General features: G+C 63.6%; 15 protein-coding genes. 10 read left to right on the top strand and 5 right to left on the bottom strand.

The features are described from left to right. Window positions 1–287: 287 nt before the first annotated feature. Both NKK50_RS16615 and NKK50_RS16610 read left to right on the top strand, forming a co-directional pair. On the top strand, window positions 288–1,631 hold the full coding sequence (locus tag NKK50_RS16615; protein ID WP_023834264.1) for a Ppx/GppA phosphatase family protein: 1,344 nt from the start codon (window positions 288–290) through the stop codon (window positions 1,629–1,631). A gap of 247 nt (window positions 1,632–1,878) precedes the next feature. Further along, a complete protein-coding gene (locus NKK50_RS16610) occupies window positions 1,879–2,589 on the top strand; it encodes an RlmE family RNA methyltransferase (protein ID WP_023694903.1) in 711 nt (236 codons plus the stop codon). A gap of 217 nt (window positions 2,590–2,806) precedes the next feature. On the opposite strand, the gene NKK50_RS16605 is transcribed toward NKK50_RS16610, so the two are convergent. Continuing rightward, entirely contained in the window at window positions 2,807–4,228 is a 1,422-nt protein-coding gene (locus NKK50_RS16605; protein WP_352543658.1) for an MFS transporter, read from the bottom strand. 243 nt (window positions 4,229–4,471) lie between these two features. On the opposite strand from NKK50_RS16605, the gene NKK50_RS16600 reads away from it, so the two are divergent. The 5 genes from NKK50_RS16600 (at window position 4,472) to NKK50_RS16580 (ending at window position 7,845) form a co-directional block, all read left to right on the top strand. Continuing rightward, on the top strand, window positions 4,472–4,717 hold the full coding sequence (locus tag NKK50_RS16600) for a type II toxin-antitoxin system Phd/YefM family antitoxin (protein WP_023673036.1): 246 nt from the start codon (window positions 4,472–4,474) through the stop codon (window positions 4,715–4,717). Then, window positions 4,714–5,169, top strand: coding sequence for a PIN domain-containing protein (locus NKK50_RS16595; protein WP_352543657.1), 456 nt, complete (start codon window positions 4,714–4,716; stop codon window positions 5,167–5,169). Before NKK50_RS16600 ends, NKK50_RS16595 begins: the two co-directional genes overlap by 4 nt. Window positions 5,170–5,311: 142 nt before the next feature. Beyond that, complete coding sequence (gene guaB / locus NKK50_RS16590) at window positions 5,312–6,814, top strand: IMP dehydrogenase (RefSeq protein WP_023673034.1); 1,503 nt, start codon at window positions 5,312–5,314, stop codon at window positions 6,812–6,814. A 19-nt stretch (window positions 6,815–6,833) separates the two neighbouring features. Beyond that, the gene (locus NKK50_RS16585; protein ID WP_023673033.1) at window positions 6,834–7,403 is read left to right on the top strand and encodes a hypothetical protein; all 570 of its coding nucleotides are present in this window, start codon (window positions 6,834–6,836) and stop codon (window positions 7,401–7,403) included. Window positions 7,404–7,425: 22 nt separating this feature from the next. After that, window positions 7,426–7,845: an MAPEG family protein gene (locus NKK50_RS16580; protein WP_023673032.1), complete on the top strand. Its 420-nt coding sequence runs from the start codon at window positions 7,426–7,428 to the stop codon at window positions 7,843–7,845. Window positions 7,846–7,908: 63 nt separating this feature from the next. On the opposite strand, the gene rnd is transcribed toward NKK50_RS16580, so the two are convergent. The 3 genes from rnd to NKK50_RS16565 all read right to left on the bottom strand — a co-directional run bounded on the left by rnd (window position 7,909) and on the right by NKK50_RS16565 (window position 11,690). Beyond that, the gene (rnd, locus tag NKK50_RS16575) at window positions 7,909–9,060 is read right to left on the bottom strand and encodes a ribonuclease D (protein ID WP_023682426.1); all 1,152 of its coding nucleotides are present in this window, start codon (window positions 9,058–9,060) and stop codon (window positions 7,909–7,911) included. 75 nt (window positions 9,061–9,135) lie between these two features. After that, window positions 9,136–10,380: an MFS transporter gene (locus NKK50_RS16570; RefSeq protein ID WP_023689528.1), complete on the bottom strand. Its 1,245-nt coding sequence runs from the start codon at window positions 10,378–10,380 to the stop codon at window positions 9,136–9,138. Between the two features lie 104 nt (window positions 10,381–10,484). Further along, the gene (locus tag NKK50_RS16565) at window positions 10,485–11,690 is read right to left on the bottom strand and encodes an MFS transporter (protein ID WP_023682424.1); all 1,206 of its coding nucleotides are present in this window, start codon (window positions 11,688–11,690) and stop codon (window positions 10,485–10,487) included. A gap of 107 nt (window positions 11,691–11,797) precedes the next feature. On the opposite strand from NKK50_RS16565, the gene NKK50_RS16560 reads away from it, so the two are divergent. Both NKK50_RS16560 and aspS read left to right on the top strand, forming a co-directional pair. Next, window positions 11,798–12,556, top strand: coding sequence for a DeoR/GlpR family DNA-binding transcription regulator (locus NKK50_RS16560; protein ID WP_023689527.1), 759 nt, complete (start codon window positions 11,798–11,800; stop codon window positions 12,554–12,556). 637 nt (window positions 12,557–13,193) lie between these two features. After that, window positions 13,194–14,981, top strand: a complete 1,788-nt coding sequence (gene aspS / locus NKK50_RS16555; RefSeq protein ID WP_023682421.1) for an aspartate--tRNA ligase — start codon at window positions 13,194–13,196, stop codon at window positions 14,979–14,981. A gap of 230 nt (window positions 14,982–15,211) precedes the next feature. Here the strand turns inward: aspS and NKK50_RS16550 are convergent, their stop codons facing one another. Continuing rightward, window positions 15,212–16,402, bottom strand: a complete 1,191-nt coding sequence (locus tag NKK50_RS16550; RefSeq protein WP_023682420.1) for an aq_1923 C-terminal domain — start codon at window positions 16,400–16,402, stop codon at window positions 15,212–15,214. A gap of 404 nt (window positions 16,403–16,806) precedes the next feature. On the opposite strand from NKK50_RS16550, the gene parC reads away from it, so the two are divergent. Beyond that, entirely contained in the window at window positions 16,807–19,059 is a 2,253-nt protein-coding gene (gene parC, locus NKK50_RS16545) for a DNA topoisomerase IV subunit A (protein WP_023673024.1), read from the top strand. Window positions 19,060–19,148: the final 89 nt, after the last annotated feature.

The raw sequence follows: 19,148 nt of genomic DNA, 5'->3' as shown, positions 1-19,148 counted from the left end.
AATTCCCCCTCATTTCAGAAATGCCTCATTGAAGCCGGCTATTCAACCGGCAAGGGTGAGCAGCCGGTTCGCCAACGGCGAATTCGTCGTGCCAGTGGCAAGATGAAAAGGCTAGCGAACGCCGGGACGCTGCAAAGCAGCGGGGACGTGGCAGGACGCAGCCGGCAAAATTTGGCCCCTTGCTCTTGGTGATCCGGTCCGGCGCTGCTACTCTGGCGGCAACTTAAAATTTTTAAGCGCCTGCTGCGTCCGGTTTTCCGGTTCGCGCGGCGCCGGAAGGAACTGAAGTGGAAGACCACGACACCGGCGCTGGCGCGCCGGAAGTGGGCGTGTCCAGGGCTTCGCCGCCGTCAGGCGGGCCAAGCCCATCCGCCGGGTGGCCCCGCCAGGCGGGGCCTCAGTCCGGCAACGGACAGGCCGGCGAAGCCCAGCATCAGCGAGGCAAGGCGAGAAAGCGGCGCAAGCGCCGGCGTGGGCGCAAGGTTTTTGCGCGCGACGACAGCCCTCTCGCAACGGCCGCAGCGGTTGGTGCGCCGGCCTCCGTCGGCCCGGCCGCTCCAGCGCCGGTGCCTTTGCCCTCGGCGCCACAATCCCGACCGGAACAGCCAATGCATCGTCCGCCGATGCAGGAACTGCCGGTGTTTGCCGCGCTCGATCTCGGCACCAACAATTGCCGGCTCTTGGTCGCGGTGCCGCAGCGCCATGGCCAGTTCCGCGTCATCGACGCCTTCTCGCGCATCGTCAGGCTGGGCGAGGGGCTGACGGCGAATGGGCACCTGAGCCAGGCGGCGATGGACCGCGCCGTCGAGGCGCTGAAGATCTGCGGCGACAAATTGCGCAACCGCAAGATCCGCAAGGCACGGCTGATCGCCACCGAGGCCTGCCGCACCGCCGACAATGGCGTGGAATTTTTGCAGCGCGTCGAACGAGAGGCGGGGTTGAAGCTGGAAATCATCGATCGCCAGACCGAGGCGCGTCTGGCTGTATCCGGCTGCGGCTCGCTGATCGAGCGCGACACGCAAGGCGTGGTGCTGTTCGACATTGGCGGTGGCTCGTCCGAAATCGCGCTGATCGACCTCACCGGCCAGCGCTCGCCGCGGCTGGCCAACCACATCGTGTCGTGGACCTCGCTGCCGGTCGGCGTCGTCTCTCTGGCCGAACGCTTTGGCGGCCGCACGGTGACGCGCGAGATCTTTGCCGCCATGGTCGACGACGTCGCGGTGCGGCTGAAAGCCTTCGACGGCCGCGACCGGCTGAGCCATGTGCTGGCCAGTCCGAAATTCCATCTGCTGGGCACATCCGGCACGGTGACGACGCTGGCCGGCGTCCATCTCGATCTCGAACGCTACGACCGCCGCCGCGTCGATGGGCTGTGGATGGACCGCGACAGCGTCGACCGCATGGTCGAAAAACTGGTCGGCTGGGACTTCCAGCAGCGCTGCGCCAACCCTTGCATCGGCGCCGACCGTGCCGATCTTGTGCTGGCCGGCTGTGCTATCCTGGAAGCCATCCGTGCGGTGTGGCCGTCGGAGCGGCTGCGCGTCGCCGACCGGGGCTTACGCGAAGGCATTTTGAGCGAGCTGATGGCCGATGACGGCGTCTGGCGCAACAGTGGGCGGGGCCGAGCATGATCCGCATTGCTTTGGTGAACGGTCGACCCCCACTCCGTCGAGCTTCGCTCGACACCTCTCCCCCGATCGACGGGGTAGAGGAAGGGCGCGAACTTATGCAGACCAGCGCCTTTCCTCTCCCTCCGGAGGGGGGAGAGGTGGCGCCGCGAAGCGGCGACGGAGTGGGGGAAGCCCTTCGCGAAACGCGAAGCCGCCGAAAAACGGCGGCAACTCGGCGAGTGCAAAAACTCAAACAAGAAAAAAAGTCATGACCAAGAAGCCGGAAAAGCCGGGCTCCGCCAGCATTCGTGTCCTCAAAACGCGGATCAAGAAGAAGAGCGGCCTGAAGGAATCGTCGCGCCGCTGGCTGCAGCGCCACATCAATGATCCCTATGTCCAGCGCTCCAAGGCCGACGGCTATCGCTCGCGCGCTGCCTACAAGCTGATCGAGATCGATGACAAGCATCATCTGCTGAAACCCGGCATGAAGGTCATCGATCTCGGTGCGGCCCCCGGCGGCTGGTGCCAGGTGGCGGCCGCGAGGACGAAATCGACGGCTGATAATCCACATGTCATCGGCATCGACTATCTCGAAATGGATGCGGTGCCGGGTGCGCCGGTGCTGCTGATGGATTTCCTCGACCCGGAAGCGCCGCAAAAGCTCGCCGAGGCGCTGGGCGGCGACCCCGATATCGTGTTGTCCGACATGGCCGCGCCGACCACCGGCCACAAGCGAACCGACCACATCCGCACCATGCATCTGTGCGAGGTGGCCGCCGATTTCGCGCTGTCGGTGCTGAAGCCGGGCGGGCACTTTTTGGCCAAGACGTTTCAAGGCGGCGCCGAAAACGAGCTGCTGTCGATGCTCAAGAAGAACTTCCGCTCGGTGCACCACGTGAAGCCGCCGGCGTCGCGGGATGAGTCGGTGGAGTTGTATTTGCTGGCGAAGGATTTTAAGGGCAGAGACGGCACGGCGTGAAAGACGCTTCGTAGCGCTCCGTCCCTCTGTCCTGCCGGACATCTCGCCCGCAAGGGGGGAGATTGGCAGCTGCGACCGCCTCGCCATTCCTTCAAAGTTGCAAGATTGGCGAAAGCCGCGTGATATCCGATCTCCCCCCTTGCGGGGGAGATGGCCGGCAGGCCAGAGGGGGGGTGTGAAGGATCGCCGACGTCGACGATTTTCGTCGCGCCGCCCCTTACTTCCCAGCCGTGCTCACCGGCTCCAGCGTCTTCGGCGTCGTCAGCCGGCCATGTCCCGATACGGCATTGCCGGCATCCGGCGCCAGCCGCATGAATGACACGGACGCTGCCGCCGACACCGCCGCCACGATGAAGAAGGCGATGTGGAAATCGCCGAGCGCCAGCGGTCCGCCACGGATCGAGGTCGAGACTTCCAGGATGCCGCCGGCCAGCGCCACGGCGAGCGCGATCGACAACTGCTGGAACACCGCCGTGATCGGCGTTGCCTTGCTGGTGTCTTCAGCCGTCACCTCGGCATAGGAGAGCGCGTTGACGCCGGTGAAGAACATCGAGCGGATAAACCCGCCGACCAGCAATATCGCCAGCATCAGCGCGTAAGGCGTCTCCGGCGTGAACAGGCCGTAGATGGCGATCGATGCGGCGGCGATCAGCGAGCCCCAGATCAGCACCCGGCGGAAGCCGGCGAGCCGGAAGATCAGCGCGGTGACGAACTTCATGCCAATGGCGCCGATGGCCGAGACGAAGGTGATCATGCCCGACTGGAACGGCGTCAGCCCGAAGCCGATCTGGAACATCAGGGGCAACAGGAACGGCACCGCGCCGATGCCGATGCGAAACAGCGAGCCGCCGAGCACCGAGGAGCGGAACACCGGGTTGCGGAACAGTTCCAGCGCCAGCAGCGGGTTCTTGGCGCGCCGCGCATGCAGGAGATAGAGCACGCCGGAAATCAGCCCGACCGCCACGGTGATGAGGCCGGTCGCCGGCGGCAGATAGGGCAGGCTGACCACCGACAGGCCGAAGATGACGCCGGAGGCCGCCAGCCCGCTCAGTACGAAACCGACGAAATCGAGCGGCGGCGTCTCCATCGAGTCGGTTTGCGGCAGGAAGCGCGTCGCCAGCCAGATGCCGATCAGGCCGATCGGCACGTTGATCAGAAAGATCCAATGCCAGGTGAAATAGGTGGTGATGAAGCCGCCGATCGGTGGTCCCACAAGCGGGCCGACCAGCGCCGGCACCGTCAGCCACGACATGGCCGCGACCAGCTCGCTCTTCGGCGTCGCGCGCACCAGGACCAGCCGGCCGACCGGCGTCATCATGGCGCCGCCTATGCCTTGCAGGAAGCGCGAGACGACAAAGGCCGGCAGTGAATTGGAGATGGCGCAGCAGACCGAGCCGACGATGAAGACGCCGATCGCGGCGCGAAAAATGGTCTTGGCGCCGAACCGGTCGGCCATCCAGCCGCTGATCGGAATGAAGATCGCCAGCGCCACCAGATAGGCGGTCAGCGCCAGCTTGAGCGCGATCGGGCTGGTGTGGATGTCGACGGCAATCGCCGGCAGCGATGTCGCGATGACGGTCGAATCCATGTTTTCCATGAACAAGGCGACCGCCAGAATGAGCGGAATGATGCGGTTCAACGAACGCGTCCGAACTGGTCTAAATGTGCCTGCCGGCCAATCCAAACAATGAAAAGGCGGGCAAGCCGATACAAACGGGCGGTTATCACGCCTCAGGCGCGATGTCGCATTAATTTGCTGTCACTTTTGTGCGACCGTGGGCGGACAAGAGGCGTCGCTGCGTTTCGCCACATTGAATGAACTTGCGAAAATTGACCGGGTTCACTATGCTGTAGTGAATATAACTACTATATGGACAATGCCATGGAAGAAGCCGTTTCCGCAGCCGACGCCAACCGCAAATTCTCGCTCCTCCTGCGCGGTGTCCGCGAAGGACAGAGCTATGTCGTGACCAGCCATGGGCGCCCCGTGGCGCGGATCGTGCCTGCAGGGCAGCCCGACCCTGCGGCGTCTCGTTCGCGCACAGCGCTGCTGTCGCGCCTCGAACGCCAGCCTGTTGTAGAAGCCGGGCGCTGGAGCCGCGACGAGCTTTACGAGGACGAGCGGTGAAGGTCGCGCTCGATACCAACATCCTTGTTTATGCCGAGGGGATCAACGGAGCCGAGAAGCGCGACATCGTTTTCGGCCTGCTGCACGACATTGCGCAAGAGGCAGCCGTCATTCCAGTCCAAGTGCTCGGCGAATTGTTCACCGTTCTCATACGCAAGGCCGGACGATCACGTGCACAAGCGCGCGACGCCCTGTTGAGCTGGCGCGACGCGTTTCCGGTTGTCGGCACGACGCCGGAGGTGATGACGGTCGCGGCTGATCTTGCGACCGATCACCATTTCGGCATCTGGGATGCGACCATCCTGTCTGTTGCCTCGCAAACCGGTTGCCGGCTGCTGCTGTCGGAAGATCTGCAGGACGGCTTCACCTGGGGCGGCGTAACGGTCGTCAATCCTTTCGCGTCACCGCGCCATGTCTTGCTCGATGCCCTGTTGGGCAAGTCCGCCGAATAGGCCACGACCGGCTTTTCAACCACGCCGCGACGTGTTACCAGCCAGCGCCAATCCTGAAAGGGAAGAAACGAGTCGGCGCTGTCCATTTCGGTCCAGCGCTTTTTTGTATTCTCCCGGCGCTTTTCGTATCCGAGGACTGGCCATGGCAAAAATCATCGAAACGTCCACCGGCGCGCTGGCGCTGACCTTTGACGACGTGCTGTTGCAGCCCGGTCATTCCGAGGTCATGCCCGGTGAGACCGACATCCGCACCCGCATCGCCACCGACATCGACCTCAACGTGCCGATCCTGTCGGCCGCCATGGACACCGTCACCGAGGCGAGGCTTGCCATCGCCATGGCGCAGGCCGGCGGCATCGGCGTAATCCACCGCAATTTCTCGCCGGCCGAACAGGCCGAGCAGGTGCGTCAGGTCAAGAAGTTCGAATCGGGCATGGTCATCAATCCGGTCACCATCGGCCCCGACGCCACCCTGGCCGACGCGCTGGCGCTGATGCGCACCTATTCCATCTCGGGCATTCCGGTGGTCGAGAATGGCGGCACCGGCGGCCAGAAGATCGGCCGCCTCGTCGGCATCCTGACCAACCGCGACGTGCGCTTCGCCTCCGATCCGGGGCAGAAAGTCTACGAATTGATGACCCGTGAGAACCTGATCACGGTCAAGGAGAATGTCGACCAGGACGAGGCCAAGCGGCTGCTGCATCAGCACCGCATCGAAAAGCTCGTCGTCGTGGACAAGTCCGGCAATTGCGTCGGCCTGATCACCGTCAAGGACATCGAGAAGTCGCAGCTCAACCCGCACGCCACCAAGGATGCGCAGGGGCGCCTGCGGGCGGCGGCAGCCACCAGCGTCGGCGATGACGGCTTCGAGCGCGCCGAGCGGTTGATCGATGCCGGTGTCGACCTCCTGGTCATCGACACCGCGCATGGCCATTCGCAGCGCGTGCTCGATGCGGTGACGCGGGCCAAGAAGCTTTCCAATTCCGTCCGCATCCTGGCCGGCAACGTCGCCACCGCCGAAGGCACGCAGGCGCTGATCGACGCCGGCGCCGATGCCGTCAAGGTCGGCATCGGCCCGGGCTCGATCTGCACCACGCGCATCGTCGCCGGCGTCGGCGTGCCGCAGCTTTCGGCGATCATGTCGGCGGTCGAGACGGCGCATAGATCAGGCGTGTCGGTCGTCGCCGACGGCGGCATCAAATATTCGGGTGACCTGGCCAAGGCGCTTGCCGCGGGCGCCAGTGCGGCCATGATCGGTTCGCTGCTGGCCGGCACCGACGAAAGCCCGGGCGAGGTCTATCTGCATCAGGGCCGCTCCTTCAAGGCCTATCGCGGCATGGGCTCTGTCGGCGCCATGGCGCGCGGCTCGGCCGATCGCTACTTCCAGGCCGAGGTTCGCGACACGCTGAAACTGGTCCCGGAAGGCATTGAAGGGCAGGTGCCCTACAAGGGACCTGTGTCTGGCGTGCTGCACCAGCTTGCGGGCGGGCTAAAAGCCGCTATGGGTTATGTCGGTGGCCGCGACCTTGCCGATTTTCGCGAACGCGCCACCTTTGTGCGCATATCCAACGCCGGACTTCGTGAAAGCCACGCCCATGACGTCACGATTACCCGCGAAAGCCCGAACTATCCTGGCGGAGCCTGACCGGCAGCCAGAGCGGTACATGCTCTGGCGCCACCAGGCGACGATCGTGCTGCGGCTGGCGCGCCATGCCGGCGCGCTGTGCTTTGCCGCCGCGGCGGTTTTCATCATCATGACGCTGCTGGAATTCTTCTATTTCCGCCGGCTGAGCGGTGGCCTGCCGTCGCTCGACGTGCGCCTTGGCGGGTTCACGCCCGACGAGGGCATGGCCTGGCTGACGGCACTCGGCCGGCGCGGCAGCGAGATCATCCTGGTCTGGCACTATTTGACTTTCGACCTTCTCTTCCCGGCGCTGCTGTCGCTGACCATGGTCAGCCTGATCCTGGCAACCGGGCGGCGGCTGAAGAGTTTTCGTGCCATGCCGGTGCAGCTTCAGGCGCTGTTCGCGCTGGTAATCGTGCTGCCCTACACATGCGCCGACTACGCCCAGAACATTGCGGTGGCGCGGCTCTTGTCCGATGCGCTGTCGGCCAACCCGGATTCTCTGTCTTTCGCCTCGTCGCTGATCGTCACCAAATTCGCGCTGCTGGCGATCCCCGTCATCGTCATCGCGTTTTTGATCCTTGCCGCCCAGCGGCGTCCACAGGCATGAACGACAGAGCAGGGGCAACGCCATGAGCCAGACCGCGATTTTCTGGCCGATGCTGGCGCAGGTGTTGCTCGTCTATATCGTCTATGTCGTGATGGGCCGGCGCCGCTACGGCGCGGTCAAATCGGGCGAGGCCAAGGTCGGTCAATACAAGGTGCGCACGACCGAGCCCGGGTCGAGCGTCACGGTTGCCAACAATCTCATCAACCAGTTCGAACTGCCGGTGCTGTTCTATGTGCTGTGCCTGGCGCTGCACGCGACCAATGGCGTCAATTATCTGACCCTGGCCTTGATGTGGATTTTCGTGATTTCCCGCTATGGCCACGCCTGGGTCCACCTCACCAGCAACAATCTGCGGTTTCGCAGCCGCGCCTTCTACGTCGGCGCGATCATTCTCTTGCTGGCATGGATCTGGTTCGCGCTACACCTGCTCGGAGCGGTGTAGGGCAGTTGTTTACCCTCCCCCTTGTGGGGAGGGTCGCTCCGCGCAGCGGAGCGGGGTGGGGGTCTACAAATCGAACACCGCGATCTTGCGCTTGTCGAACTTGATGCCGATTTCGCCGCGCACCAGCTTCAGTGCGGCTTCGCCGAACACGGCGCGTCGCCAGCCCTGCAGGGCCGGCACGTCGGCATCCTCGCCCTCGGCGGCGATGCGGTCGATGTCATCGCTGGACGCAAGCACTTTCGAGGCGACGCCTTCCTTCTCGGCGACGATCCTCAACAGCACTTTCAACAGCTCGGAGGCGGCATTGGAGCCTTCGGGCGGCTGAAAGCTCTTGGGCAGCTTCGGCATCTCTTCGCGGGGCAAAGCGAGCGCCGTGTTGACCGCGCCGAGCAATGCGGTAGCCGTCGACGAACGCTCCCAGCCTTTCGGCGTCGTGCGCAGCTTGCCAAGGGCTGCCGCATCGCGCGGCGCCTGCTGGGCGACCTCGTATATGGCGTCATCCTTGAGCACCCGGCCGCGCGGCACGTCACGCTCGCGCGCCTCGCGTTCGCGCCATGCCGCCACCGTCTGCACGATCGCCAGCTCCTGCGGCTTGCGCAGCCGCATCTTCAGCCGCTTCCAGGCATCCTCGGGGTGCGGATCGTAGGTCTCGCGCGAAGTCAGCACCTCCATTTCCTCGTTCAGCCAATGGGCGCGGTTTTCCCGCTCCAGTTCGGCGCTGAGGTGCTTGTAGACGTCGATCAGATGGGTGACGTCGGCCAGCGCATAATCGAGCTGCTTGTCCGACAGCGGCCGGTGGCGCCAGTCGGTGAAACGCGAGGATTTGTCGAGCCGTGCGCCGGTGATGCGCTGCACCAGCTGATCGTAGGAGACGCTGTCGCCGAAGCCGCAGACCATGGCCGCGACCTGGGTGTCGAACACCGGATGCGGCACCAGATCGCCGAGATGGACGATGATTTCAATGTCCTGGCGCGCGGCATGGAAAACCTTGACCACCGCTTCATTGGCCATCAGCCGGAAGAATGGGGCGAGGTTGATGTCGGGCGCCAGCGGGTCGATCAGCGCGGTGACGCCTGGCGCCGCCATCTGGATCAGGCACAGAATCGGCCAGAATGTCGTTTCGCGGATGAATTCGGTGTCGACGGTGACGAAATCCGACTTTTCAAAAGCGGCGAGAACGGACTCGAGCTCATTTTGGGTGGTGATGACGTGCATCAAATCGCTTTTTAGTAACGGGTAAGGTTCTCTTTCAATTTCAGCCATGGGCGCTTTCGTCAAGCCGCCCTTCGGTCAAGTATCAGCCGATCCGTCGGAATCGCCATTTCTGCGCGCCAGCCGCGCGAAGACGGTTGATGTGCGCAGCAGCGCCGTGAAGCGGCTGCGCTTGCCCGCCGGCACGCTGCCGCGCACCTGCATGCGGTAGAGAATGACGGCGATGAGGGTGGCGTAGACGACTGCGCTGAAGACAAACAGGGCGCCCGGTCCGAAATGTTGCATCACTGCGGACGCCGCGAAGGGGCCACCAATGGCGCCGAAGGAATAGAACAGCATCAAGGCGGCGTTGATCAGCACGAACTCGCCCTTGTCGGCGCGGTCGTTGGAATGCGCCGCCGATAGCGAATAGAGCGGCATGGCGAAGCTGCCGAAGATGAAGACGATGATCAAATTGAGGGTCGGATCGGCGCCGGCGACGAAGACCAGCGCCAGCGCGGCGAACATGGCGCCGCATGTCGTGGCCAAAAGCACCGCGCGCCGATCCCAGCGGTCGGAGAGGTAGCCCAGCGGATACTGGATGAGGGCGCCGCCGAAGATGCCGACGCTGACGAAGGTGACGACATCGGCCACCGACATGCCGATCTGTTCGGCATAGACCGGCGACAGCGTGCGGAAGGCGCTGTTGGTGACGCCGACGCAGATGCAGCCGAAGCAGCCGAGCGGCGAAATCCGCCAGACGCGGGCGAGATCGAGCTTGACGTCTTCGGGCGGCGTCGGGTTGGAGCGGTCGCCGAGCGACACCGGAACCAGCGACAGCGTGATCATCATCGACATGATGGCGAAGATGGCAAAGCCGCCGGGGCCGAAGATCGGGATCAGGAACTGTGCGCCGGTCACCGAGCCGATATCGACCATGCGGTAGATGGCCAGCACGCGCGCACGATCCTTGTTTTCGACGCCGGAGTTCAGCCAGGCTTCCATGACGGTGAACAGACCGGCAAAGCAGAAACCGCCGGCAAAGCGCACCGCGCACCACATCACCGGATCGATGATCAGCACCAGGAGCAGCGTACTGGCCGCGGCGATGGCGGCGAGCGCTGAAAACGTCCGGACATGGCCGACTGCCTTGAGGATGCGGGTGACTGCGAGGCAACCAAGCAGGAAGCCGGCGAAATAGAACGTGCCCATCAGGCCGATGTCGGAGGCCGAAAACCCTTCCTGCGCGCCGCGCAACGCGATCAGCGTGCCCTGCAGCCCGTTGCCGCCAAGCAGGATGCCGGCGGCGATGAGGAGCGGGATCAGCGGGCGGATGGAGGACATACGGAACCGTTGCTTAGGTGGCTCCACAGTTCTGAACCATCGGTGTGGCCAATGCCAGTGGCTTGTCCCGCCGCCAACAGGTGTGTGGCTTCAAGTGCGGCCGTTCAAGCTCCGTCGGCCCTCGCCAAAGCTTCGCTCGCCGGCGCAGGCTTGCCCCGGGCAGCCCTTCGGCCAAGCGAGCCGGCGGTCAGCAGGCTGAGCATGATGAACGGGATGCCGATACCGAAGGCCGAGCGGATGCCCCAATGGTCGGAGACGAAACCGAGCAGCGGCGGGCCGAGCAGGAAGGCGACGAAGGAAATCTGCGACAGCGCCGCGACATTGATCGTCGCGGAGCGGTCCGTCCGCTGGGCTGCCGCCGAGATCGCCAACGGAAAGAGCACGCTGCTGCCGATGCCAAGTAGCGCAAAGCCCAGCATCGATACGAGCGGGGCAGGCGAGAAGAAGACGAGCAGCACGCCCACCGCCATCGTCGCCAGCAGCACCCGCGCCACGACGCTCGGCGAGTGGCGGTCGACAAAGGAGTCGGCAAAGAAGCGCGTGCTCGCTTGCGAGAATGCAAACAGCGCCACTGTGAAGCCGGCGACGAAAGGGCCCGCATCGAACACGGTGCGCATGTAGATTGCCGACCAGTCGATGCTGGCGCCTTCCATCAGCATCGCCGACAGCGTCACCGCGACGAGGACGAGGATAGGCAGCGTCGGCCGCGCTAGCCTTGGCGCCGTCTCGTCATTGCCGGCGAAGCGGCTCGGCGCCGGTTCGTAACCGCCGAGAAACAGCGCGATTCCTGTCGCCACCATCGGTACGACAATCGCCAGGTGCAGTTGCGGCGATATGCCGAGATGCGCAAGCGCGGCGCCGAACAGGCCGGCGCCGAAAAAGCCAATGCTCCAGAACGAATGCGCCCGGTTCATGATCCGGCGCTTGAGCAGGAATTCGGTTCTGTCGGCCTCGACATTGAGAATGATCTCGACGCTGCCGATCATCAGGCCGACCGGAAACAGCATCAGGAATAGCGCAAGCGGCCCAGGCGCATGCACGGCAATGGCAAAGACGACCGACAAAAGCGGCACCAGTCCGAGCAGCGCGCGGCGGAAGCCGACGCCCTCCAGGATCGGCGCCGCCAGCGTCAGCGCGGTCAAGGTGCCAATCGGCGTCCCGATCAGGCTGAGCCCGAGCGTGCCGTCTCCTATGCCCATGGCATGTTTGATGTCGGGCAGCCGCGGGAAGATTTGGCCCATGGCGAACGAATAGATCGCAAAGCCGGCGTAGACCCGGTGTTGCGGAGCGAGGCGGAGGCCAAAGGTCATGACGATGCTTTCGGGGAAGAGAGCCGGAGATTGTCGTTGATATCCCCTTATCTTGCACAAACATGCAAATTGTGCAAGAACGTGCACAAAGAAAACAGGATCATGCAATGCTGACCGATGAGCGGCATCAAATCATTCGCGATCGCCTGGCCGTCGAGGGAAGGGTGCTGGCCGGCGAGCTGGCAGGCCGCTTCGGCGTTTCGGAAGACACGGTTCGCCGCGACCTCAGGGAGTTGGCCAAGGCCGGGCAGTGCCGCCGCGTCTATGGCGGCGCGGTCGCGGCCGCACCCTTCGCGGCCACGCCGGTCGGCCTGCGCGCCGGCCATGCGGTCGAAGAAAAGACGCGGCTGGCCCGCGCGACCGTGGCACTGCTTTCGCGCGGACAGACCCTGTTCATCGACAGCGGCTCGACCAATGCCGCGATCGCCAGGGCCATCCCGCGCGACCTCGATCTGACCGTCGCCACCAACTCGCTCGAAATTGCCTCCGTCCTGTCAAACCACGCTTTGGTCGAGCTGATTGTGCTTGGGGGACGGTTCGACCGCCACCTCGGCGCCTGCGTCGGCGCCGACACGCTTGCCGCTGTCGCGCAACTTGGCGCGGACCTGTTTGTTCTCGGATCCTGCGGTCTCGATGCGTCGCGCGGCGTCACGGCCTTCGATTCGGCTGAGGCCGAGGTAAAGCGGGCGATGGCCAAGAACAGCGCAGGCATCGTCATCGCTGTAACCAACGACAAGCTAGCCACAGCCGCACCCTACCGGGTCGCCAGGCCAGAGGCGATCCGCCACCTCGTGGTCGAAAAGACCGCGCCGGCCGCGATCCTCGCGGATTTCGAACGCCAGGGCGCCGAAATCCATTTGGCTTAAACGGAGCTCGGCGCGCGGGCAGTCCGGGACGCAGCATGGGCGACGAACACTTCGACATCTTCCTTTGATAACCGAGAAGGGCTCCTTCAAGCCTCGCCAGATCATTCGATGTGAAGATGTCAAAGGCCTCTCCGCTGCGGCACATTCTGGAGATCAACAAGCTCAGTTTGCAGCGCCATTCCTCTGTCGGCAGGCAGTAGCGGCGATCTTCCACGGACGTCTCTGGATCAAAGTGGGTGAACTTCAGGATGCGGCCTTCGTCGACAAACGGTGCAAAGCCCGTGTCGCCAATATCTTCGGCGTCCATACCCGGCTCCGCCCCGAACAGGGCCATCGGCTTGTCGCCCTGAAGCATCAGTGCCAACTCGCGGCCATTATGTGGCCCGACGCCCGACGGGACTGTGCGTTTCGGCATGAAGCATCTCCAGATTGCTTGAGGACGGCACTGTCGCGAGAAACATGCCTGGCGGCAATGCGCCAAGCCTGGCAAAGACTTTATGCTGACGATCGCATAGGGCGGCGACCCAAACCCGGCTTGCCTTGACAAATCGGGCCTCCCATGCGCTTTTCGCGCAAATTTTGGACCGGGCTTTGATGCTCGACCCACAACCCAGCACCCCGGAATTTTGACATGACAATGCATCGTTACCGCAGCCACACCTGTGCCCAGTTGAGAAAGAGCGATGTCGGCTCTTCGGTTCGCCTGTCGGGCTGGGTGCATCGCGTGCGCGACCATGGCGGCCTGCTGTTCATCGATCTGCGCGACCATTACGGCCTGACCCAGATCGTCGCCGATCCGGATTCGCCCGCCTTCAAGGTGGCCGAGACGCTGCGTGGCGAATGGGTGATCCGCGTCGACGGCGAGGTCAAGGCGCGCCTGCCGGACACCACCAACGCCAACCTGCCGACCGGCGAGATCGAGATCTTTGCCCGCGAGATCGAGGTGCTGTCGGCAGCCAAGGAATTGCCGCTGCCGGTGTTCGGCGAGCCCGACTATCCCGAAGACATCCGCCTGAAGTACCGTTTTCTCGACCTGCGCCGCGAGACGCTGCACAGGAACATCGTGGCGCGCACGAAAATCATCGCCGAGATGCGCAAGCGTATGACCGATGTCGGCTTCACCGAATTCTCGACGCCGATCCTGACGGCCTCGTCGCCGGAAGGCGCGCGCGACTTCCTGGTGCCGTCGCGCATCCATCCCGGCACCTTTTACGCGCTGCCGCAGGCGCCGCAGCAGTACAAGCAACTGATCATGGTTTCGGGCTTCGACCGCTATTTCCAGATCGCGCCCTGCTTCCGCGACGAGGACCCGCGCGCCGACCGTCTGCCCGGCGAATTCTACCAGCTCGACCTCGAAATGAGCTTCGTCGAGCAGGACGACGTGCTGTCGACCATGGAACCGGTGATGCGCGGCGTCTTCGAGACCTTCGCCAACGGCAAGCCGGTGACGCAGACATTCCAGCGCATTCCTTACGATGTCGCCATGCGCAAATATGGCTCCGACAAGCCGGACCTGCGCAACCCGATCGAGATGCAGGCCGTCTCCGACCATTTTCGCGATTCCGGCTTCAAGGTCTTCGCCAACATTCTGGCCAACGATCCGAAGGCCGAAGTGTGGGGCATTCCGGCCAAGACCGGCGGCAGCCGCGCCTTCTGCGACCGCATGAACTCGTGGGCGCAGGGCGAGGGCCAGCCGGGACTGGGTTACATCTTCTGGCGCAAGGAAGGCGACAAGCTTGAAGGCGCCGGTCCGCTGGCCAAGAACATCGGCGAGGAGCGCACCGAGGCGATCCGCCAGCAGCTCGGCCTTGCCGATGGCGACGCCGCCTTCTTCGTCGCCGGCGATCCGAAGAAGTTCGTTACCTTCGCCGGTGCCGCGCGTACGCGTGCCGGCGAAGAACTGAACCTTGTCGACCGCGAGCGCTTCGAATTGTGCTGGATCGTCGACTTCCCGTTCTTCGAATGGAGCGAGGAGGAGAAGAAGATCGACTTCGCCCACAACCCGTTCTCGATGCCGCAAGGCGGTATCGACGCGCTCAACGGCGACGACCTGCTCGGCATCAAGGCCTTCCAGTACGACATGGTCTGCAACGGCTTCGAGATCGCCTCTGGCGGTATCCGCAACCATTTGCCGGAAACCATGGTCAAGGCGTTCGAGACGGTTGGCCTCGACCGCGCCACGGTGGAAGAACGCTTTGGTGGCCTCTACCGCGCCTTCCAGTATGGCGCCCCGCCGCATGGCGGCATGGCGGCCGGCGTCGACCGTGTCGTCATGCTGCTGGTCGGCGCCAAGAACCTGCGAGAGATCACCATGTTCCCGATGAACCAGCAGGCCTACGATTTGTTGATGAACGCGCCTTCGGAAGCCTCGCCGCAGCAGTTGCGTGATCTGTCGCTGCGTGTCGCGGCAGTGAAGAAGGACTGACGGCAGCGTTGAAGCCGCCCTTTCTCCCCGTCTCTATACGGGGAGAAATGTCCGACAGGACAATGAGGGGCAGCACGCATGCAGGCGATTGGCGAACGGCCTTAGCAGTTGGCGCCTTCTGACAACCGGTTCAGCATCGAACTACAATTTGCAGGCGTTGGCGCCGCCCCTCATCCGCCTGCCGGCACCTTCTCCCCGTATAGTGACGGGGAGAAGGGAGCGAACTTCGATCAGTCTTCGTTGGCCTTGACGTGGACGCCCAGCGTCTTGGTCAGGTCGGCCGGGTTGGACATGGCGCCGGCCATGATCAGCGCGAACGGCACCGCTGCCGGCGGCTCGGCCGAAATCTCGAGGCTCTTCGGATCGTCGAGGTACTTGCTCACCGCGGCCGTCACTTCGGCGGTCAGTTCGGGATTGTTGAGCTGCGCCATGCCGAACGGCACGATCGCCTTGGCCTGGTTGGCGATGTCCTTGCCCGACATGCCCTGCTGCTTGCCGACATACTCAAGCACTTTGCCGGTGAGCGAATCGTCATCGAAGCGGATCGATGCGCTGTTGAAGGAGAGCTGCTGCAACAGGCCGAGCAGGGCCATGCCTTGCGCCGAATTGTCAGCCCCTTCGGGCTGCGCCGCCATCTTCTTCTGCATCTCCTGCAGCGACTTGACGAAGTCGACCGTGTAGCCGCCGAGGCCGAAGGTCATGCCGAGCGTGCCGGCATTCTCGACCGAGATGTCGTATTTCGACAGGTCCATCTTGCCGTCGCTCGGCTGCCAGGTGCCGCCGATTTCGATATTGCCCGAGATGTTCTGGTAGCCGAGGGCCTCGATGGCTTCCTTGGATTTCGCATCGTCGACCAGGGTCAGGTCGGCGTTGAACTTTTCCGTGGTGGCGGAAAACTCCATCGCCTTGCCGTCGGCCGGCGGCGTGATCTGGACAGCAAGCCCATCCACCGAGAAGGCGGTCTTGTCGGCAACCTTGACCGTCAGGCTTTCGAGTTCGGCCGACTTGTAGATCATCATCGAGCCGAGCGGGCCTGTAGCGCCCTCAGCCGGGATGTTGGCGTCGTGGATGACGAAGGGGGTGAGGTTGAGCGTGACGCCGTCCTTGCTGTGCTCGAAGGCCGAAGTCGTGATGGTCGCGACATCGAAGCCGCCATTGGCTTCGGTCACGCCCTCGAGCTTGACGTCGCCGATCGGCAGCGCCTCCTTTTCGGCCGCCGGTTTGACCGACACGCCCTGCAGCACCATGCTGGAATTGTCGCCGGTAACGCCGGTCCAGGTGATATCGACGCCCTGGACGGCAAGTGCGGCCTTCAGTCGGTCGGCAACCGCCGTGTCTTGCGCAAAGGCGGCATTCAGCGGCAGCGTCAGCAAAAAGGTCGAAAAAGCAAGTTTCTTGAGTGTCGAACGTTGGATTGTCATCGCGAGTTCCCTGAGAGAGTCCTGAAAAAGTGTTTTCTCAATTCTACGCCATCACCATTCCGTGACGAACTGGACGGGAAAAAGGCGCTTTCCCGCAGAGTTGTCGAAAATCACGGCGAAAGGCAAATCGGAGCGGGAGCCTTCGCCCGATGCGGTGAATATGTCATGAAGGTCGGGCTCCCCTGCGTACCGTCTCCTGCCTTAGAGAAGGCGTGTAACAGATTGATGTTGGTTGGCAACAGCACTGCTACCGCTGCTGTTGCACAGGGACGGCAAGGGGGAACATGAAGTCCGTCACATCCATTGTCGGACCTTGAGCCGCCCTCGTAAGCCCAAAGGCTGCAAAGTGCGGATTTCCGCAGCCCCGCCTTGCCGCGAATCACCCGCTCGGCTAGTCCAGCCGCATGGGAAAAAGGATTTTGCCGCCTGAAAATGGCGGTGGTGACCACATCGAACCGGTCGATCTGAAGAAGGCGCTGGAAGAGCGCTATCTCGCCTATGCGCTGTCGACCATCATGCACCGGGCGCTGCCTGACGTGCGCGACGGGCTGAAGCCTGTGCATCGCCGCATCATGCATGCGATGCGGCTGCTCAGGCTCAACCCCGACCAGGGCTTTGCCAAATGCGCCCGCATCGTCGGCGACGTGATGGGCAAGTTCCATCCGCATGGCGACCAGTCGATCTACGACGCGCTGGTGCGCCTGGCGCAGGATTTCTCCATGCGCTATCCCCTCGTCGACGGGCAGGGCAATTTCGGCAATATCGACGGCGATAACGCCGCCGCCATGCGCTATACCGAGGCGCGCATGACCGAGGTGGCGAGCGATTTGCTTGCCGGCATCACCGAGGACGCCGTCGATTTCCGGCCAACCTACAACGAGGAGGACGAGGAGCCCGTAGTGCTTCCCGGCGCCTTCCCGAATCTGCTCGCCAACGGTTCCTCCGGCATTGCGGTCGGCATGGCTACCTCCATCCCGCCGCACAATGCCGCCGAGCTTTGCGACGCAGCGCTGCAGTTGATCGAGCAGCCGGACGCGCCGGTGACAAAGCTGATGGAGTTCGTCCAGGGGCCGGATTTCCCGACCGGCGGCATCATCGTCGACAGCCGCGCATCCATCCTGGAGGCCTATGAGACCGGCCGCGGCGGTTTTCGCGTGCGCGCCAAATGGGGCCAGGAGGATCAGGGCAGGGGCACCTGGAGCATCGTCGTCACTGAAATCCCCTACGGCATCCAGAAGGCCAGGCTGATCGAGAAGATCGCCGAGCTTTTGATCGCGCGCAAATTGCCGCTGCTTGAGGATGTCAGGGATGAAAGCGCCGAGGACGTCCGCATTGTGCTCGTACCGAAGAGCCGTTCGGTCGATCCCGGCATTCTGATGGAATCGCTGTTCAAGCTGACCGAGCTCGAAAGCCGGTTTCCCCTCAACATGAACGTTTTGTCGCGGGGCAAGGTGCCTAACGTCCTGTCGCTGAAGGGCGTGCTGAAGGAGTGGCTCGACCATCGGCGCGATGTGCTGATCCGCCGCTCGAAGCATCGGCTTGGCGAGATCGAGAAGCGGCTGGAAATCCTTGCCGGCTACCTGATCGCCTATCTCAACATCGACGAGGTCATCAGGATCATCCGCGAGGAGGATGAGCCCAAGCAGGTGATGATGGCCCGTTGGTCGCTCACCGACACCCAGGCCGAAGCCATCCTCAACATGCGGCTGCGGGCCCTGCGCAAGCTGGAAGAGTTCGAGATCCGCAAGGAGTTCGACGGTCTCACCACCGAGAAGAAGCAGATCGAGGCATTGCTCGCATCCGACGCCAAGCAATGGTCGACGATCAAATGGGAAGTCACGCAGGTTCGCGACAAGTTCGGCCCCGAGACCGAACTCGGCAAGCGCCGCACCCAGTTCGCCGACGCGCCGGAGCATGATCTGACCGACATTGCGCACGCCATGATCGAGCGCGAGCCGGTCACCGTGGTGGTCTCGGAAAAGGGCTGGCTGCGGGCGATGAAAGGCCATCTGGCCGACCATTCCACGCTCACCTTCAAGGAAGGCGACAGCCTCAAGCTCGCCTTCCATGCCCAGACCACCGACAAGATCCTGGTCTTCACCACCGGCGGAAAATTCTACACCATCGGCGCCGACCGGCTGCCGGGCGGCCGCGGCCATGGCGAACCGATCCGCATCATCGTCGACATGGACAACGACCAGGACATCGTCACCGCCTTCGTCCACGACCCGAAGCGCAAGCTGTTGCTCGTCTCCTACGATGCCAATGGTTTCGTCGTGCCGGAGGAGGAGGTCGTCGCCAACACCCGAAAGGGCAAGCAGGTGATGAACGTCAAGGCGCCCGACGAGGCCAAGGCCTGCGTCCCCGTGTCAGGCGATCATCTCGCCATTGTCGGCGAGAACCGCAAGATGCTGGTGTTTGCGCTCTCCGAAATTCCCGAGATGGGCCGCGGCAAGGGCGTTCGCCTGCAGAAATACAAGGATGGCGGTCTGCTCGACCTGAAACCCTTCACGCTGGCGAGCGGCCTGTCCTGGCAGGATTCCGCCGACCGCACCTTCGTCAGGTCGCGCGAGGAGCTGGCGGAATGGATCGGCGCGAGAGCGTCGGCCGGACGGATGGTGCCGAAGGGATTCCCGCGGACGGGGAAATTTGGGTAGGGATCTCCCCCCTCGAGGGGGAGATGTCGCCGAAGGCGACAGAGGGGGTCGGTACGTCCTGACACGACACCCTTTCGCTGGCAGAGAAG

The organism is Mesorhizobium sp. M0001, assembly GCF_040324255.1.
In the GTDB taxonomy this organism is placed as follows: Bacteria; Pseudomonadota; Alphaproteobacteria; order Rhizobiales; family Rhizobiaceae; genus Mesorhizobium.
Note: the sequence above shows the minus strand (reverse complement) of the source record. Positions and strands in the feature narration are given on the sequence as shown.

Bases quoted from the DNA above. Each gene is read 5' to 3' on its own strand.
- NKK50_RS16610 (WP_023694903.1), top strand. From the start codon at position 1,879: ATGACCAAGAAGCCGGAAAAGCCGGGCTCCGCCAGCATTCGTGTCCTC.
- NKK50_RS16600 (WP_023673036.1), top strand. From the start codon at position 4,472: ATGGAAGAAGCCGTTTCCGCAGCCGACGCCAACCGCAAATTCTCGCTC.
- guaB (WP_023673034.1), top strand. From the start codon at position 5,312: ATGGCAAAAATCATCGAAACGTCCACCGGCGCGCTGGCGCTGACCTTT.
- NKK50_RS16585 (WP_023673033.1), top strand. From the start codon at position 6,834: ATGCTCTGGCGCCACCAGGCGACGATCGTGCTGCGGCTGGCGCGCCAT.
- NKK50_RS16580 (WP_023673032.1), top strand. From the start codon at position 7,426: ATGAGCCAGACCGCGATTTTCTGGCCGATGCTGGCGCAGGTGTTGCTC.
- rnd (WP_023682426.1), bottom strand. From the start codon at position 9,060: ATGCACGTCATCACCACCCAAAATGAGCTCGAGTCCGTTCTCGCCGCT.
- NKK50_RS16570 (WP_023689528.1), bottom strand. From the start codon at position 10,380: ATGTCCTCCATCCGCCCGCTGATCCCGCTCCTCATCGCCGCCGGCATC.
- NKK50_RS16565 (WP_023682424.1), bottom strand. From the start codon at position 11,690: ATGACCTTTGGCCTCCGCCTCGCTCCGCAACACCGGGTCTACGCCGGC.
- NKK50_RS16560 (WP_023689527.1), top strand. From the start codon at position 11,798: ATGCTGACCGATGAGCGGCATCAAATCATTCGCGATCGCCTGGCCGTC.
- aspS (WP_023682421.1), top strand. From the start codon at position 13,194: ATGCATCGTTACCGCAGCCACACCTGTGCCCAGTTGAGAAAGAGCGAT.
- NKK50_RS16550 (WP_023682420.1), bottom strand. From the start codon at position 16,402: ATGACAATCCAACGTTCGACACTCAAGAAACTTGCTTTTTCGACCTTT.
- parC (WP_023673024.1), top strand. From the start codon at position 16,807: ATGGGAAAAAGGATTTTGCCGCCTGAAAATGGCGGTGGTGACCACATC.